At 49.7% G+C, this 16,721-nt stretch carries 15 protein-coding genes; 8 read left to right on the top strand and 7 right to left on the bottom strand.

Features of this window, described 5'->3' with window-relative positions:
* Window positions 1-7: 7 nt before the first annotated feature.
* Window positions 8-961: a formimidoylglutamase gene (gene hutG, locus K9N75_RS16080; protein ID WP_224451881.1), complete on the bottom strand. Its 954-nt coding sequence runs from the start codon at window positions 959-961 to the stop codon at window positions 8-10.
* Window positions 958-2,205, bottom strand: coding sequence for an imidazolonepropionase (hutI, locus tag K9N75_RS16075; protein ID WP_224451880.1), 1,248 nt, complete (start codon window positions 2,203-2,205; stop codon window positions 958-960). Before hutI ends, hutG begins: the two co-directional genes overlap by 4 nt.
* 269 nt (window positions 2,206-2,474) lie before the next feature.
* Here hutI and queE point away from each other — a divergent pair, with 269 nt between their 5' ends.
* Together queE and K9N75_RS16065 are read left to right on the top strand one after the other, a co-directional pair.
* Window positions 2,475-3,146, top strand: a complete 672-nt coding sequence (queE, locus tag K9N75_RS16070; protein ID WP_008814222.1) for a 7-carboxy-7-deazaguanine synthase QueE — start codon at window positions 2,475-2,477, stop codon at window positions 3,144-3,146.
* 1 nt (window position 3,147) lies between these two features.
* The gene (locus K9N75_RS16065) at window positions 3,148-3,948 is read left to right on the top strand and encodes a CDP-diacylglycerol pyrophosphatase (RefSeq protein ID WP_020303634.1); all 801 of its coding nucleotides are present in this window, start codon (window positions 3,148-3,150) and stop codon (window positions 3,946-3,948) included.
* A 22-nt stretch (window positions 3,949-3,970) separates the two neighbouring features.
* On the opposite strand, the gene K9N75_RS16060 is transcribed toward K9N75_RS16065, so the two are convergent.
* Window positions 3,971-4,132, bottom strand: a complete 162-nt coding sequence (locus K9N75_RS16060) for a hypothetical protein (RefSeq protein WP_008814220.1) — start codon at window positions 4,130-4,132, stop codon at window positions 3,971-3,973.
* A gap of 305 nt (window positions 4,133-4,437) precedes the next feature.
* Between K9N75_RS16060 and K9N75_RS16055 the strand changes: the two genes are divergently transcribed.
* Window positions 4,438-5,571: a 3-phenylpropionate MFS transporter gene (locus K9N75_RS16055; protein ID WP_008814219.1), complete on the top strand. Its 1,134-nt coding sequence runs from the start codon at window positions 4,438-4,440 to the stop codon at window positions 5,569-5,571.
* 711 nt (window positions 5,572-6,282) lie between these two features.
* On the opposite strand, the gene alaC is transcribed toward K9N75_RS16055, so the two are convergent.
* Window positions 6,283-7,497: an alanine transaminase gene (alaC, locus tag K9N75_RS16050; protein WP_008814218.1), complete on the bottom strand. Its 1,215-nt coding sequence runs from the start codon at window positions 7,495-7,497 to the stop codon at window positions 6,283-6,285.
* A 292-nt stretch (window positions 7,498-7,789) separates the two neighbouring features.
* Here alaC and K9N75_RS16045 point away from each other — a divergent pair, with 292 nt between their 5' ends.
* On the top strand, window positions 7,790-8,104 hold the full coding sequence (locus tag K9N75_RS16045; protein ID WP_008814217.1) for an ElaB/YgaM/YqjD family protein: 315 nt from the start codon (window positions 7,790-7,792) through the stop codon (window positions 8,102-8,104).
* 65 nt (window positions 8,105-8,169) lie between these two features.
* On the opposite strand, the gene queD is transcribed toward K9N75_RS16045, so the two are convergent.
* Entirely contained in the window at window positions 8,170-8,529 is a 360-nt protein-coding gene (gene queD / locus K9N75_RS16040) for a 6-carboxytetrahydropterin synthase QueD (RefSeq protein WP_008814216.1), read from the bottom strand.
* Between the two features lie 556 nt (window positions 8,530-9,085).
* Between queD and cysJ the strand changes: the two genes are divergently transcribed.
* The 4 genes from cysJ to dld all read left to right on the top strand — a co-directional run bounded on the left by cysJ (window position 9,086) and on the right by dld (window position 15,291).
* Window positions 9,086-10,888, top strand: a complete 1,803-nt coding sequence (cysJ, locus tag K9N75_RS16035; protein ID WP_039188572.1) for an NADPH-dependent assimilatory sulfite reductase flavoprotein subunit — start codon at window positions 9,086-9,088, stop codon at window positions 10,886-10,888.
* The gene (gene cysI / locus K9N75_RS16030) at window positions 10,888-12,618 is read left to right on the top strand and encodes an assimilatory sulfite reductase (NADPH) hemoprotein subunit (protein ID WP_039188575.1); all 1,731 of its coding nucleotides are present in this window, start codon (window positions 10,888-10,890) and stop codon (window positions 12,616-12,618) included. Before cysJ ends, cysI begins: the two co-directional genes overlap by 1 nt.
* A gap of 39 nt (window positions 12,619-12,657) precedes the next feature.
* Window positions 12,658-13,389, top strand: a complete 732-nt coding sequence (cysH, locus tag K9N75_RS16025) for a phosphoadenosine phosphosulfate reductase (RefSeq protein ID WP_064573213.1) — start codon at window positions 12,658-12,660, stop codon at window positions 13,387-13,389.
* A gap of 156 nt (window positions 13,390-13,545) precedes the next feature.
* On the top strand, window positions 13,546-15,291 hold the full coding sequence (dld, locus tag K9N75_RS16020) for a D-lactate dehydrogenase (RefSeq protein WP_224451879.1): 1,746 nt from the start codon (window positions 13,546-13,548) through the stop codon (window positions 15,289-15,291).
* Between the two features lie 67 nt (window positions 15,292-15,358).
* On the opposite strand, the gene speG is transcribed toward dld, so the two are convergent.
* Together speG and purN are read right to left on the bottom strand one after the other, a co-directional pair.
* Window positions 15,359-15,916: a spermidine N1-acetyltransferase gene (speG, locus tag K9N75_RS16015; RefSeq protein WP_008814211.1), complete on the bottom strand. Its 558-nt coding sequence runs from the start codon at window positions 15,914-15,916 to the stop codon at window positions 15,359-15,361.
* A gap of 166 nt (window positions 15,917-16,082) precedes the next feature.
* Window positions 16,083-16,721 (bottom strand): phosphoribosylglycinamide formyltransferase, encoded by a 639-nt coding sequence (gene purN, locus K9N75_RS16010; protein WP_039188582.1) that lies wholly within the window; start codon window positions 16,719-16,721, stop codon window positions 16,083-16,085.

Below are 16,721 nucleotides of genomic sequence, written 5' to 3'. Positions count from 1 at the left end.
ATATTCCTTATGGGCGCTCGCCTATGTTCCATTGATGTAGGATTTGCCACGCGATTCGCGCCGCCGTCCGCGCACCCGACTGTAGTGGATCCAATGACGGATTGTATTCCACCAGATCAGCTCCCCACAATGAGGGACTTTCACATATTGCACCAATCAGCGGCAACAGGCGCTCAATGGGTAAACCTACCGCTGCTGGGGCTGAAACCCCAGGCATTTGCCATGCGGGTAATACATCGAGATCGACGGTGAGATAAACGATCTCACATATTCCCATAAACGTGCGGATCTGATCGCAGAGATCGTCAAGCGTTCGGGTTAGCGCATCCGTATCCCAAACGATCTCAACCTTTAACCGATGAGCCTCATTGACCAGCGCTTGCGTATTGGCGGCTAAGCTGGCTCCCACGCATAAATAGTGGAATGGTTTCTGGTGCTGTTCACAGTGCTGTGCCAACTGGCGGAACGGGGTACCGGACGTGGCGACGTCATTGCGGCGCAAATCCAGATGGGCGTCGAAATTAATAATGCCTACGGTTTTGTTGGGATGAGCACGATAGATCCCTAAACCGTGAGCGAAGGCGGTTTCATGTCCTCCGCCGAAGACTAATGTGCGCACTCCGCGTTGTTGGTAGGCTGTTACGCCTTGGCTGAATGTTTCCTGCGCTTCTTCCAGCGGTGTTTCTCCCACCATCAGCGTGCCGCCGTCGGTTAAACGATGGTGTCCAGCGTGAGCCGCGAGGTTCGCCAGCATTTTACGCAGTGCATCGGGAGCGGCGGCGGCACCAATACGGCCGTGGTTTCGTTTTACCCCTTCATCGCAGGCGAAGCCCAGCAAAACGACTGGCCTTGGCTTATCTTGTTGCCCAACCACCTGAAATAAACGCAGTGCTTCAGGAGACTCCGCCAAATCGTTACGACCTTGCCACACGTCAGTGGCCGTGGGTTGCCAATGGCTCATTGTGCGTCCTCGTTAGGTTTTTTTGCAGTTGGGTGACCTTGATAAACTCGCTGATACAGAGGGTTTCTCCCCAGCTCGTAAATAATTTCCACTGGCTTTTCTGCATCCCACACGGCGAAATTAGCCTGAAAACCGGCAGCAAGTTGCCCGTGACTGTGTTGGCGGTTCAGCGCCTGAGCGGCGTGACGGGTTACGCCGAGCCAAGCTTCTTCTGGCGTGAGTCCAAACTGTACGCAGGCCATATTCATGGCGAGACGCAGAGACGCAAAAGGGCTGGTTCCGGGGTTGAAATCACTGGCGACCGCCATAGGAACATGATATTGGCGTAGCATTTCAACCGGTGGACGCTGGGTTTCTCGCAGGAAATAGAATGCGCCGGGCAGCAGCACGGCGACGGTTTGACTGTGTGCCAGAGCCTGAATTCCCGTTTCATCAAGGTGTTCAATATGGTCGGTTGAAAGCCCACGATAGCTAGCGACCAGTTGACTGCCGCCAAGATTGGAGAGTTGTTCCATATGACCGCGAACGGGAATGCCCAAACGATGGGCGGCGGCAAACAGTTTTTCACTTTGTGCCAGTGAGAAACCTACGCTTTCACAGAACACATCAACCGACTCAAAGAGCTTTTTATCCCATAGCTGAGGCAGAATCTCTTCGCAGATGAGATCAATATAGGCGTCGGCGCGTCCGCGGTATTCCGGTGGTGTCGTATGAGCAGAAAGCAGCGTAGGACTGATATCTACGGCATTTTGCCGCGCTAACTGCTGCGCTACGCGTAGCTGTTTTTCTTCGTTAATTAAATCCAGCCCGTAACCCGATTTGATTTCTACCGTTGTTACCCCTTCATCCATCAATGCATGCAGGCGTTGCTGGCTGAGGGTGAGTAGCGTGTCCGGTGAAGCTTCGCGGGTGGCTCGAACGGTAGCATTGATCCCGCCGCCGTTTTGGCTGATTTCCGTATAGGAAACCCCATTCAGACGTTGTTCCCATTCATAGGCACGATCGCCACCGAAAACAAGGTGTGTATGGCAGTCGATAAGTCCGGGGGTCACTAGCCGATGTTGTAAATCCACCTGAAGCGGATGCTTTGCTGGAATCTGATCTTCAGGGATCACGGCTATAATATGTTTATCGCGCACGATCAGCGCATGACGCTCGATAATCCCATAGGGCGCTTTTTGTTGTGTGCTCATGGTTGCTAAGCGCCCGTTGCGCCAAATAACGTCCGAAGCCAATAAATTCATTACGTCCCCAAAGTGGTATAGAGTTGTATATACATTTATTTTCGAAAGCGCGAAGGGTGTCAAACGTTTTTGATTGAAATGTTATCTAATTGTGACTTGTATACGCAGAGTTGACGGCGTGCGGTGTGGTTTGGCTAAGCAGAGACAAATCTGCGACAATATGGGCAGCTTTTTTGTTATCTCCCATACTTGAAGCTGCTTCTGCGTTAGCTGCAGCGCCAACTGTTTGGGGTATAGGGTGAGAAGATTTTGTTAATAATGAGAGTGTCATGTCGTATCCGATAAATGAATTGTTCCAGACCCTGCAAGGGGAAGGTTTTTACACCGGTGTTCCGGCTATTTTTATTCGCCTGCAAGGCTGTCCAGTCGGGTGTAGCTGGTGTGATACCAAGCATACGTGGGAACAGTTGCCTGAGCGCGAAATCGGCATGAATGAGATTCTGATCAAGACCGCAGAGAGCGATGCATGGGGGAGTGCCACACCTGACCAACTTTTGGCGATCCTGCACGAACGTGGTTATACCGCGCGCCATGTAGTGATTACCGGCGGTGAGCCGTGCATTCATGATTTACGCCCGTTAACGGAATTACTGAACCAGCACGGCTTCTCGTGCCAGATAGAAACCAGTGGTACGCATGAAATTCGTTGTTCAGACGCCACTTGGGTCACTGTGTCGCCAAAGGTGAATATGAAGGGCGGCATGAAGGTGTTGGAATCTGCTTTGATACGTGCCGATGAGGTGAAACACCCCGTGGCTCGCGAGCGAGATATTGAAGATTTAGATACTCTACTGGCGGTGTTGCACGATGATAAGCAACGTATTATTGCGCTTCAACCGATTAGCCAAAAAGAGAGTGCTACCAAGCTGTGCATTGAAACCTGCATTGCGCGTAACTGGCGTTTATCGATGCAAACCCATAAGTATTTGAATATCGCCTAGTATGCTGATGTTTAGAGGTGCGACGCTAAATGTGTATCGAACGATTTTTAGTATCGCACCACTCATATTGGTGTTTTTGCTCAGCGGCTGCGCCAAGTCCGATGCCTTATGGGGCGTAGTTGATAAAGTATGTCGGGTGAATTATCAGCAAAAACACGATCCCGCGCCTTGCACTCAGATCTACACTCCAACTCAAGATCTACAGCACGGTTTTACCGTGATTCAAAATCCCCGTTTTCATTACCATTTTATTTTAGTGCCTAATACCCGAATGAGCGGAATTGAAAGCTCCGCGCTGTTGGAGAAGGATACGCCCGACTATTTTGGTCTTGCGTGGACGATGCGCCACCGTTTAGCCTACGAATATGGCAAGCCGATACCGGACGATGTGTTGGGGCTGGCGCTAAATTCAGCCTATGGGCGCAGTCAGAATCAGCTTCATATTCATCTCACCTGTCTGCGCGAAGATGTGCGTCGCCAGCTCAAAGCGGAAAGACCCTTTATTCGCGAACAGTGGACTTTATTACCGGATACGTTGCTGCGTCATGCATTTTACGCCAAACGCGTCGTTCAGCCGACGTTGATGGGGGTATATCCGATTCGTTCATTGGCCGAGCCGTTTAACCTTACGCCAGAACAATTGGCTTATTACGGTGTTGCTATCGTACCCACAACCTTTGATACGCAGCCCGGATTTATTTTGCTGGCAACGCGGGTAGGGATGGGGGAGCGCAATCGGGCTTCAGTAGAGTCGTTATTGGATAAACGCTGTGAGCTGCTGCAGGCAATCCCGGCTCAGTGAACCGGGGAAAGATTTGCGTGATTCAAGCCGTGGCTTCAAGAGTTTCTTCGGATTCTTTTTCCGAATAGGTGGCTAAAACATCGTGCGAAATTTGCAGTTTTAAGTCAAATTCCATCATGGAAAGTTCCTGATTGATTTCAGCCTTGAGTGCATCAATATTTTCTAACGAAGTGGAATGGGTCACTCGTCATCGTCCTAGTCAAAGTACGGGGGTGCCTATGTTAGCTAGCCTTGGCGTAGATGGAATCAATCAAATCCTAATTTTAGATCCGCATCTCACAAAAGATTAAACGGTTTCAGCGTCGTATATCGTTTGCAATCAAATAGTAAGCCAATCCACAGATGGAAATTAAAAATCTTCAGAATATTTTGAATACGACCCGTCGGCATCAGTGGGGATATGGGTTTTCTAATTGATTTTCCGACGATATTGATTGCCAGCATAGAAGGCCTCTGTCAAAGTAACGCGTTTAAAATTAAGGAGGAAAAATGTTGCCGTCTGCGGGTTGGTTAGGACTGAGTTATTTCACCTATTTTTTCTCTTTTGGCATATTTTTGCCGTTCTGGAGCCTGTGGTTACAAGGCGAGGGAATTTCACCAGAGTCGATTGGCATATTGCTAGGCGCTGGGATGATAGCCCGTTTTCTCGGTAGTTTGTTTATTGCTCCCTCAGTTAAAAAAACCTCTCAACTTATTACTGCACTTCGTCTAATTGCTCTCCTTGCCTTAATTTGCTCTATCGCCTTCTCATTTGGGACCGCTTGGGCTTGGCTGCTGGTCGTGATGGCCGGATTTAGTCTTTTCTATGGCCCGCTGATCCCTTTAACCGATGCCTTAGCCGCCACATGGCAGCGTCAGGTTGGTTTGGATTATGGAAAAGTCCGGTTATGGGGCTCGATGGCTTTTGTGATTGGCTCTGCGGTAACCGGCGAAGTGGTGAATGCGTTTGGCCATAAAGCGATTATGTATTGCCTGTGGGCGGGGCTGGTCGCCATGCTGCTTGGAATGCTGCTACGTCCGCGCCATATGCCGCAAGACGCGCCGAAAGCGAGTGCAGTGCAAGATACCACTCCGTGGAAGATTTTATTAACAGAAGCGCCGGTATGGCGTTTTTTGTTGTGCGCGGCTTTATTGCAGGGCGCTCATGCGGGCTACTATGGATTTAGCACTATCTATTGGCAGGAAGCTGGCTATTCAGCATCGGTAGTGGGCTATCTCTGGTCGCTCGGCGTCGTGGCTGAAGTGATCATTTTTGCTCTGAGTAAACGATTATTTCGTCGTATGTCAGTTTCTCAGTTGCTGCTGTTATCGTGCATTTGCGCGGTGATTCGCTGGAGCTTGATGGGGTCAACCACCGCCTTACCCTGGCTGATTTTGATTCAGATTTTGCATGCCGGATCTTTCACTGTTTGCCATCTTGCGGCGATGCGTTTTATTTCAGCGCGGCAGGGCGGCGATGTTATTCGTCTACAGGCGGTTTATTCGGCGCTGGGAATGGGAGGAAGCGTGGCGATAATGACGATGCTATCAGGTTTCCTATTTGAGCATTATCAGGGCGGAATGTTCTACGCGATGGCGCTGGTGGTATTGCCAGTGATTTTCTTTAGGCCGAAGGTACAGTGAAAGCCATTTGTGTGGGGGTAAGATTTTGTACGGCTAAGGTACTGAAATCTAAACGAGAACTGTGTAAGGTTTCGTACGCCTAAAGCATCGAATATCACATAAGACTTGTGCAGGCGTCCGAGTCGGGGGGCCAATCGCTGCCCCCCGACACCCCAGCTTGGCACCCCCTTCCAGCCCGCTACGCGGGTCCCCTCGTTTCATCATTCCGGTCTTGACGGAACGAACGACAATCGCGAGTATTCGGCGCATCCCTGCGCCTCACCCCTTCGGGGCCAACGCAAGCGTTGTTCAAATTTGCTCCAGGCAAATTTGTCCATGCCTCCGTCGTTCTTTCGCCGACGTCCTGTCGGCGAATCCTAGCCTTCATTCCTCTCTTCGGCTGAAGAACAACGTGCCGGAAAAGGTCAACGTCAAAACCAAAAGATAAAATCAAAACCTTCTTTTGGTTTTAGTTTAAGTCTTGGTAGGGAGAGCCGCCGGTACAGGGATGTACCGGCGGAGTTTGGGGCGCCCTGGATGGGCGATACCAAACCGGAGCGGAGATGGCGTCTCGGATAAAAGCGCGCGAGTTGAGAGCCCCCGCGCAACGGGGCTCTCATCGGTCGCCTTCGCCAGAGGTGTCATGGAAACGCATTTGCTGACCGGCGAACGAAATATTTCACTGCAATCCCATAGTCACAGTAATCCCAAAGGCTATTGACGTTCCAAACCTTAACTTTTCCCCGCTATCACTCCATCCTTCCTAAACATCCCTTTAATCCCGCGTACCGCCTGACGAATGCGATCCTGATTCTCGATCAGGGCGAAGCGAACGTGGGTGTCGCCGTAGTCGCCAAAACCAATACCGGGTGAAACTGACACTTTGGCATCGGCCAACAGTTTTTTGGCAAATTCGAGTGAGCCTAGATGTGCGTACGCATCAGGGATTTTAGCCCACACATACATTGAGGCTTTTGGGTTTTCAACCATCCAGCCCGCCTCGTGTAAACCTTTTACTAATACGTTGCGGCGCTGACGGTATTGTTCGGCAATATCTCTGACGCATTGTTGGTCCCCTTCGAGCGCGGCGATAGCCGCAACCTGCAAGGGGGTAAAGGTGCCGTAATCGTGATAGCTTTTGATACGCGCCAAGGCACTCACCAGTTCTGGATTACCCACCATAAAACCGATACGCCAGCCTGCCATGTTGTAGCTTTTTGACAGCGTAAAGAACTCTACCGCCACGTCTTTTGCACCAGGAATTTGCATGATAGACGGTGCTTTCCATCCGTCATACACGATGTCGGCATAGGCCAAGTCGTGTACCACTAAAATATCGTGCTCTTTTGCCAGCTTAATAACGCGCTCGAAGAAATCTAATTCAACGCATTGTGCGGTAGGGTTGGAAGGAAAACCTAAGATCATCATCTTCGGTTTAGGAATACTTTCGCGAATGGCACGCTCCAGCTCGTTGAAAAAATCGATACCGGATACCAGAGGCACAGAGCGCACCTGAGCGCCTGCGATAACTGCGCCATAGATATGAATAGGATAACTTGGGTTAGGAACCAGAACCGTATCGCCATGATCTAGCGTTGCTAGCATTAAATGCGCCAGCCCTTCTTTGGAGCCAATAGTGACAATGGCTTCGCTGTCAGGATCGATGTCTACCTGATAGCGATCCTGATACCAATGGGAGATCGCACGACGCAAGCGTGGTATACCGCGCGAGGTCGAGTAGCCGTGGGTATCTTCACGCTGCGCCACGGTACACATTTTTTCGACAATATGTGGCGGCGTAGGGCCGTCTGGATTCCCCATGCTCAGGTCGATAATGTCTTCGCCGCGCCGACGCGCAGCCATTTTCAACTCAGCGGTGATGTTAAATACATAAGGGGGAAGACGATCAATACGGGTAAAGCGACGCGGAGTGCGTGAATCTGTCATAGATACCTCAGAGATTACGTTAGCGCCCGGACCGTCCGAGCGACGCTGCCTGTTTAAGCTTGGAGCATTGCAAACCGGCTATTAACGAAAATAAGCGAAGCTGAGGGAACTGTCGAGAGGATTTTTTAACCGATGATTATTCGCGTTTGACGGCGTTTCCAGAACAGTCCGAGTCTTAATTGCCGAGTTTCTCTTTTTTTTCAACTATGCTTATTAGCTAACGTTAAATCTGCTCACCGTTTTTTTCGGCAGGCATGTGACCATGATTTTGATACTGCAAAGAGGGAGCACTATGTTTAGAAAAACCGACCGAGTTGAACGCACAATCGAAGAAGAAGTGTCATTGTTAGCAGATGCCTTGGAAGGCGTATTGCAAGAAGGCGCAGATAAAACTGAGGATGAAATCGCATCGCTACGTCGAAGTGCGCAAGATACGCTGCGTGAAGTAAAGGCAAGAATTAGCGGCGAAACACCGTGTCCAATGACCGAACGAGTGAAAAGTGCCTGTTGTGAGGTGGACGGTTATGTGCGTAATAAACCATGGCACAGCGTAGGAATTGGAGCTACGGCGGGGCTGATTCTTGGGTTGCTGCTTTCTAAACGCTGATAAAAATGTCAGGTCGTTAACTCAATGAATGTGACCGGTGTAATACCGGTCACGCATTCACGTCATTAGCCGCGGTAGGTACAGCCAGCAGTACAGGTTTCTTTCACCAATACCGCGCTCAGCAGAGGGAGTTCAGGCTTGAGCTGTTGCCAGATCCACTGTGCCAAGACTTCGCTCGTGGGATTTTCCAGACCAGGAATATCGTTTAGATAATAATGGTCGAGGCGATCCAGAATCGGTTTGAACGCCGCTTTCAGCTCGGCAAAATCCATCACCCAGCCGGTATAGGCATCAACTTCGCCGGTAATTTCAATGCGAACTAAAAACGAATGACCGTGCAGGCGTCCACATTTATGTCCTTCTGGAACATGGGGTAGATGGTGCGCAGCTTCGAACTGGAAATCTTTAAACAGGGTGGTTGTCATGATGACGCCTCGTAACCTAAAAAACCTGCGCATACTACCGGAAAGCGCCCGTTGGCGGTAGTTTTACCGCATCTATGGTTTAATCCTATTGCTTTAAAGAGTGGAAAAAGCGAGCAGGGAAAGCGACCATTCAACCAGTATAGGCGATTGGCAGTGTGTTTATCTCAGGGTCGTTTACCTTCATTTTCTTCTCTCTCATCCTTCCTATCAACGTCAGCCCAGCGCTAAGTCAATTTTTTATTTAAATTGCTAAGACTTTGGGATGTGCAGAATATATAAATGAATCTATTCATAATGCGTCTATTTATTCATTAAAAATATGTTTATAACTGATTTTAATGATTTTTATTGAAAACACTTCCACCTCTATCACTAATCAGAATTAGTGTTTAGTTCAAATCGTTATTTGTTATTTCCATCACTTATTTAATTGTTATTATCCAGCTAGGTAACCTTACAAAAAACGCTACATCATTCGTCACACCCATGGTTCTAAAAGCTCAGTCTGAGGCTGCTTGAAGTGCCACAGGGATCACTGTGCAAGGAAAACTTAGCAATGACGACTCAGGCTCCTCCTACTTCTATGCTGCCACTAACGCCCGAGCAGTTGGCAAAGCTCCAGTCGGCGATTGGTGAGTTTTCACCAAACCAGCTGGCTTGGCTATCCGGTTATTTCTGGGGAATGGTCAATCAACAACCAGGTGCTGTGGCTGTGGCTCCAACACCAGCCGTCGCGGCTTCAATCACCGTGATCTCTGCTTCGCAAACGGGCAATGCTCGGCGCGTGTCAGAACAGCTACGCGATGATCTCACCGCTGCTGGTCTGAGCGTTACGTTGGTTAATGCCGGTGATTATAAATTCAAGCAGATTGCACAGGAAAAACTGCTGCTGGTCGTTGCTTCTACGCAAGGGGAAGGTGAACCGCCAGAGGAAGCCGTAGCGCTGCATAAATATTTGTTCTCGAAAAAAGCCCCACAGCTGACAGGGACTGCGTTTGCGGTGTTTGGCTTGGGTGATACATCCTATGAAAATTTCTGTCAGACCGGAAAAGACTTTGATACACGTTTAGGTGAACTTGGCGCTGAGCGTTTATTAGATCGCGCAGATGCGGACGTCGATTTCAAGGCTGCCGCTGAAGCATGGCGTAATCAGGTTGTTGAGGTGCTTAAACAGCGCGTACCACAAGCTACGCCCGCACAGGCTCAGGCCAGCGTTGCCGGAAGTGTGGCGCAGGTACTCAGCAGCCCTTATAGCAAAGAATCGCCGTTGACTGCGACGCTCGCGGTAAATCAAAAAATCACGGGGCGTAACTCTGATAAAGACGTTCGTCATCTCGAAATTGATCTGGGCGACTCGGGCTTAAGTTATCAGCCGGGTGATGCGTTGGGCGTGTGGTATCACAACGATCCTGATTTAGTTGAAGAGATTATCGGACTGGTGTGGCGCACGGGCGATGAAAAAATCACGCTTAATGGGCAAACGCTGACGCTGCGCGAAGCGCTGACTGACCATTTGGAGCTTACGCAAAATACCACCGTGATCGTAGAGAAATATGCCTCTCTGTCACGTGATGAACGGTTGATTGAGCTGCTGGCGGATAAGCACCAGCTGCAACAATATGCTCAGACAACCCCGCTGCCGGATATGATCCGTCAAGCTCCGGCCGATCTGGACGCTGAGCAACTGGTTGCACTGCTGCGCCCACTGACGCCACGTCTCTATTCCATCGCCTCTGCGCAAGAAGAAGTGGGTAATGAAGTTCATATCACCGTTGGTGTGGTGCGCTATGACGTTGAAGGCCGCGCTCGCACCGGTGGCGCCTCGGGTTATCTGGCCGATCGTCTAGAGGAAGAGGGCGAATTACGCGTATTTATTGAACATAACGATAATTTCCGACTGCCAGCAAACCCGCAAACGCCGGTGATTATGATTGGCCCAGGCACCGGTATTGCACCGTTTCGAGCCTTCATTCAACAACGTGCGGCTGAGGGCGCTGAAGGGCTCAATTGGCTATTCTTTGGCAACCCACATTTTACCGAAGATTTTCTCTATCAGGTGGAGTGGCAGCGCTATGTCAAAGAGGGGGTTCTATCCCGTATCGATCTGGCGTGGTCACGCGATCAAAATCACAAAGTCTATGTTCAAGACAAACTGCGTGAACAAGGTGCAGAAGTGTGGCGCTGGATTGAAAAGGGCGCACATATTTACGTCTGCGGAGACGCCAACCGCATGGCGAAAGACGTTGAACAGGCGTTACTGGAGCTATTGGCTGAACACGGTGGTATGGACGCCGAACAAGCCGATGAATTTTTAAGTGAGCTGCGCGTTGAGCGCCGCTATCAGCGGGACGTTTATTAATGAGCAACTATACCTTTAGCAGCAAACATCCAGGGCCGCTGGTGGTAGATGCGCCATTGGCCGACGCTGAGCGCCTGAAGCGCGAAAGCAACTTCCTGCGTGGTACTATCGCCGAAGACTTAAATGACGGGCTAACAGGCGGATTCAACGGCGATAATTTCTTGCTGATCCGTTTTCACGGCATGTACCAACAGGATGATCGCGATATCCGAGCTGAACGCGCCGAGCAAAAGCTGGAGCCTCGTCATGCCATGATGTTGCGCTGCCGTTTACCGGGCGGGGTGATGACGCCGCAGCAGTGGTTAGGTATTGATAAGTTTGCTGACGAAAGCACTCTTTATGGCAGCATTCGTATTACGAACCGCCAGACTTTCCAGTTCCACGGTATTCTCAAACAGAATGTGAAACCGGTGCATCAGTTGCTTAATCGTCTAGGGCTGGATGCGTTAGCAACGGCTAACGACGTTAACCGTAACGTGCTCTGTACTTCAAATCCAGTGGAGTCCGAGCTCCATCAAGAAGCCTATGAGTGGGCGAAAAAACTCTCTGAGCATCTTTTGCCACGTACTCGTGCCTATGCGGAAGTCTGGCTGGATCAGGAGAAAGTAGAGACTACCGACGAAGAGCCGATTTTAGGCGCGACCTATCTGCCGCGTAAGTTTAAAACTACGGTAGTCATCCCTCCGCAGAATGATGTCGATTTGCACGCTAACGATCTTAACTTTGTGGCGATTGCTGAAAACGGCAAGCTGGTTGGCTTCAACGTATTGGTCGGCGGCGGGCTCTCTATTGCACATGGCGATAAGGCAACCTATGCCCGTACTGCCAGCGAGTTAGGTTTTATCCCGGTTGAGCATACGCTGGCTGTGGCCGAAGGCGTAGTGACTACCCAGCGCGATTGGGGAAACCGTACCAATCGTAAAAATGCCAAAACCAAATACACATTGGAACGCGTGGGAGTCGAAAACTTCAAAGCTGAAGTGGAAAAGCGCGCGGGTGTCATCTTTGAACCGGTACGCGCCTATGAATTTACTGGCCGTGGCGATCGTATTGGTTGGGTAAAAGGCATCGACAAAAAATGGCATCTCACGCTGTTTATCGAAAATGGACGCATTTTGGATTATCCAAATCGTCCTCTTAAAACGGGCATGGCTGAAATAGCCAAAATCCATACCGGTGATTTCCGCTTAACCGCTAACCAGAATCTGATTGTGGCGGGCGTGGCTGAAGAAGACAAAGCCCGCATTGAGCGAATTGCACGTGAGCATGGGTTGATGGATGACAGCGTCAGCGAGCAACGTAAAAACTCGATGGCCTGTGTTTCGTATCCCACGTGCCCGCTGGCAATGGCGGAAGCCGAGCGCTTTTTACCTCAGTTTGTTACGCAGGTTGAGGAAATTATGCAAAGCCACGGCGTGGGCGATGAACATATTGTACTACGCGTTACCGGATGTCCAAATGGCTGTGGTCGTGCACTGCTGGCGGAAATTGGTTTGGTGGGTAAAGCAATTGGCCGCTATAACCTCCATCTCGGTGGCAACCGCGCTGGAACCCGTATCCCGCGTATGTACCGAGAGAACATTAGTGACGCAGAAATTCTTGCTGTGATTGACGAACTGGTTGGCCGCTGGGCAAAAGAGCGCCATACAGATGAAGGTTTTGGCGATTTTACTATTCGAGCAGGAATTGTGCGGCCAGTACTCGATCCGGCAAGAGACTTCTATGACTAAGTTGCTTGTTAGGGCGCATTGATGTGGAGGACTTTGATTATGTCCCAATTAGATCTGAACGAATTAAAAGCGCTCCCAAAAGTTGAGCAGGTGATGGCTTTAGCTGAAATCAATACTCAGTTGGAGAAGCTCAGTGCGCAGCAGAGAGTGCAGTGGGCGTTGGAGCATTTGCCTGCCGAGTTTGCGTTGTCTTCCAGTTTTGGGATTCAGGCTGCGGTGTCGTTGCATTTAGTCACGCGTGAACTGCCCACGATTCCCGTGATTCTGACGGATACGGGTTATCTCTTTCCTGAAACGTATCAATTTATTGATTCGCTTACCGAAAAGCTGAATTTGAATCTTAAAGTTTACCGCGCAGTACAGTCACCGGCATGGCAGGAAGCGCGCTATGGCAAACTTTGGGAACAGGGCGTTGAAGGCATAGAACGCTATAACGATATGAATAAAGTCGAGCCGATGAACCGTGCGCTGCAAGAGCTCGGAGCGCAAACGTGGTTTGCAGGCCTACGCCGTGAGCAGTCAGGTAGTCGAGCACATTTACCTGTGTTAGCTATTCAACGTGGCGTATTTAAAATTCTGCCGATCATCGACTGGGATAATCAGCAAATTTATCAATATTTACAGCAAAATGGTCTGAGCTATCATCCGTTGTGGGAACAGGGATATCTCTCCGTTGGCGATACGCATACCACGCGCAAATGGGAACCGGGGATGGCGGAGGAAGAAACGCGATTCTTTGGCCTAAAACGCGAATGCGGGCTGCATGAGTAGCCGTGTTTTGTACTTCAAAAGCCTGACCTTTGTGTCGGGCTTTTTTTGGCGTGTGGGGAAATTATTTCTTTAACTAATTAGTATAATTTTTTTCACATTCGTTCAAAAAGCGGTATTCTCGAAAGGATTCATCATACTAATAAAAGGACGATGGCTATGCAGGTACAACCTCACGCTGGAAATCAGTTATCTGACTCACGTGCGCTCATTCATCAACTCACAGAGATCGTGGGAAAATCCCATATTCTTACCGATGCTCGCAAGACCGAGCGTTATCGCAAGGGATTTCGGTCAGGGCAGGGTGATGCGCTTGCGGTCGTTTTTCCGAGCAGTTTGCTGGAGCAGTGGAAGGTGTTCAAAGCCTGCGTAGAGGCCGATAAAATTGTATTGATGCAAGCAGCCAATACCGGGCTCACGGAAGGATCTACCCCGAGTGGTAACGATTATGACCGAGAGATCGTCATTATCAGCACCCAACGTTTGGATAAAATTCAGGTGCTAGATGAAGGTAAACAGGTGGTTGCTTTGCCTGGCAGCACGCTGTGGCATCTGGAACGCGTGCTAAAACCGCTTGGGCGCGAACCGCATTCGGTCATTGGTTCTTCGTGTATCGGCGCATCGGTAGTGGGAGGGATCTGCAATAACTCGGGTGGCTCCTTGGTTCACCGTGGCCCTGCCTATACCGAAATGGCGCTTTATGGCCGGGTAAATGAACTGGGACAGGTTGAGCTCATCAACCACTTGGGCATTGAGTTAGGCAGTACGCCGGAAGAGATCCTGACACGTTTGGAGGCACAACAGTACACTCCACAAGACGTCGAGCATGACGAGCGTCAGGCTTCAGACCATGATTACGCTGAGCGTATTCGTGATGTTGATGCTGACACGCCTTCGCGTTTTAACGCAGACGAGCGCCGTTTGTTTGAAGCTTCTGGTTGCGCAGGCAAGTTGGCGGTATTTGCGGTTCGTTTAGATACTTTTCCGGCACAAAAATCTTCGCAGGTGTTTTATATCGGTACTAACCAGCCGCAGGTGCTGACGGAATTGCGCCGTCATATGCTGGCCAACTTTAAAAATTTGCCGGTCGCGGGTGAATACATGCACCGCGATATATTTGATATCGCTGAAGTCTATGGGAAAGACACCTTTGTGATGATCGACAAGTTAGGCACCGACAAAATGCCGACTTTCTTCACGCTCAAAGGCCGTATGGATGCCTTATTTGGCAAAGTGCCTTTCTTACCCTCACATCTGGTCGATCGTACGATGCAAACCTTGAGTCATTTGCTGCCATCGCATTTGCCTAAACGATTGAAAGAGTATCGTGACCGTTTTGAACATCACCTGATGCTAAAAATGTCAGGCGAAGGTATTGAAGAAGCCCGCACATGGTTGGAATCTTACTTTGCTCAGGCCGAAGGTGAATTCTTTGTCTGCACACCGGAAGAAGGGGCGAAGGCATTCTTACACCGTTTTGCCGCGGCAGGCGCCGCAATACGCTATAACGCGGTGCACAGCAAAGAGGTTGAGGATATTTTGGCGCTGGATATCGCACTGCGTCGTAACGATCATGATTGGTTTGAACGCTTGCCGCCGGAGTTTGATGATGCGCTGGTACATCGCCTCTATTACGGGCATTTCATGTGCTACGTTTTCCATCAGGATTACATCGTCAAAAAAGGCGTCGATGTGCATGCGCTGAAAGATAAAATGCTGGCGCTGCTGGATCAGCGTGGCGCGGAATATCCTGCGGAGCATAACGTGGGCCACTTATATCAGGCCAAACCGCAGTTAAAAGCGTTCTATCAGCAAAACGATCCTACCAATACATTGAATCCTGGTATTGGTAAAACACCTAAATTGAAAAACTGGGGATGTGGCTGTGAGCATCACCAGAAGTAAATATTAGGATGAGATGAACAAACAGAGCCCGATAAAATCGGGCTCTGCTGTATCCGGCGAACTAAAATCAGAGTCCGGTTGGATTCACCGGCGGCGTCGGTGATTTGTATTTCGCCAAATAGTCAGGTTGGAAAATACACATGCGGATCGCATTGCGATATTCACCGTTGATAAAGAATTCGTGGATCAGTTCGCCTTCAATTTCAAAACCAAGCTTGCTGTAGATATGGATCGCCTTTTGGTTTTCTTTGTCGACGATTAAATACAGCTTGTAGAGATTGAGCACGGAAAATCCGTGATCCATTGCCAGCTTGGCAGCTTTGCTGGCATAGCCGTGGCCTTGATGGGCTGGATCAATAATGATCTGGAATTCTGCTCGGCGGTGGATGTGGTCAATTTCTACCAACTCTACCAGACCGATTTTTACCCCGTCATGCTCAACGACGAAGCGACGTTCGCTCTGATCGTGGATATGTTTGTCATACAGCTCAGAGAGTTCTACAAAGGCAATATAGGGTTCTTCAAACCAGTAACGCATAATGCTGGCGTTATTATCGAGTTGATGAACGAACGTCAAATCTTCCCGTTCCAGGGGACGTAATCTGACGTTGTTGTCGCTGGACATGTTGATTCCTCTCACTGTCATAATTTTCAGCTGAATAGCCGATGTAGTGAATACTACGAGTTTTATTATAGCGTTAGTTAATGTCAGAAAAAGCCACGGAAGCGTAAATACAAAAATCCCCAGCTAAAACCGGGGATTTAAAGGAATATTCGTGATTGTAACGATACTAGTCCGGCGCATATCCCTGCGGTGGCAAACGAACGCCGTCTAGCCAAGCCGCATCGTCTTTAGTCGTTAAACGGCCTTCGACAAACCAGCTGACAACCAGCGGATAGATGGCGTGTTCTTGTACCTGAACGCGCTCGATAATCTCGTCTTCGCTATCTTGCTCAAAGATCGGCACCTTGGCTTGCAATACGACTGGGCCACCGTCGAGCTCATCGGTGACGAAGTGCACTGAGGTGCCATGCTCTTCATCGCCGTTGTTTAACGCTTGTTGGTGCGTATGCAGACCCGGATATTTTGGTAACAGCGACGGATGGATGTTGAGCATCCGACCATTATAGTGCTGAACAAAACGCGGCGACAGAATACGCATATACCCAGCGAGAACGACCAGGTCGGGATGGTAATTGTCGATCTCATGCATCAAGGCAAGATCGAAAGCATCGCGGTCGGCAAAGGCTTTCGGATCTAAATAATGAGCAGGAATATTGTCATGTGCCGCGCGTTCAAGCCCATAGGCATCGGCCTTGTTGCTAAATACGGCACTGATACGAGCACGGATCCGACCCTCATGACAGGCGTCGATTAACGCCTGTAAATTGCTGCCGTTGCCGGAAATTAAAACCACGATGTTTTTCAT

The sequence above is a fragment of the Hafnia paralvei genome (assembly GCF_020150375.1).
In the GTDB taxonomy this organism is placed as follows: domain Bacteria; phylum Pseudomonadota; class Gammaproteobacteria; order Enterobacterales; family Enterobacteriaceae; genus Hafnia; species Hafnia paralvei.
The sequence above is the reverse complement of the archived record's forward strand: the minus strand, read 5'-3'. Positions and strand labels throughout refer to the sequence as shown.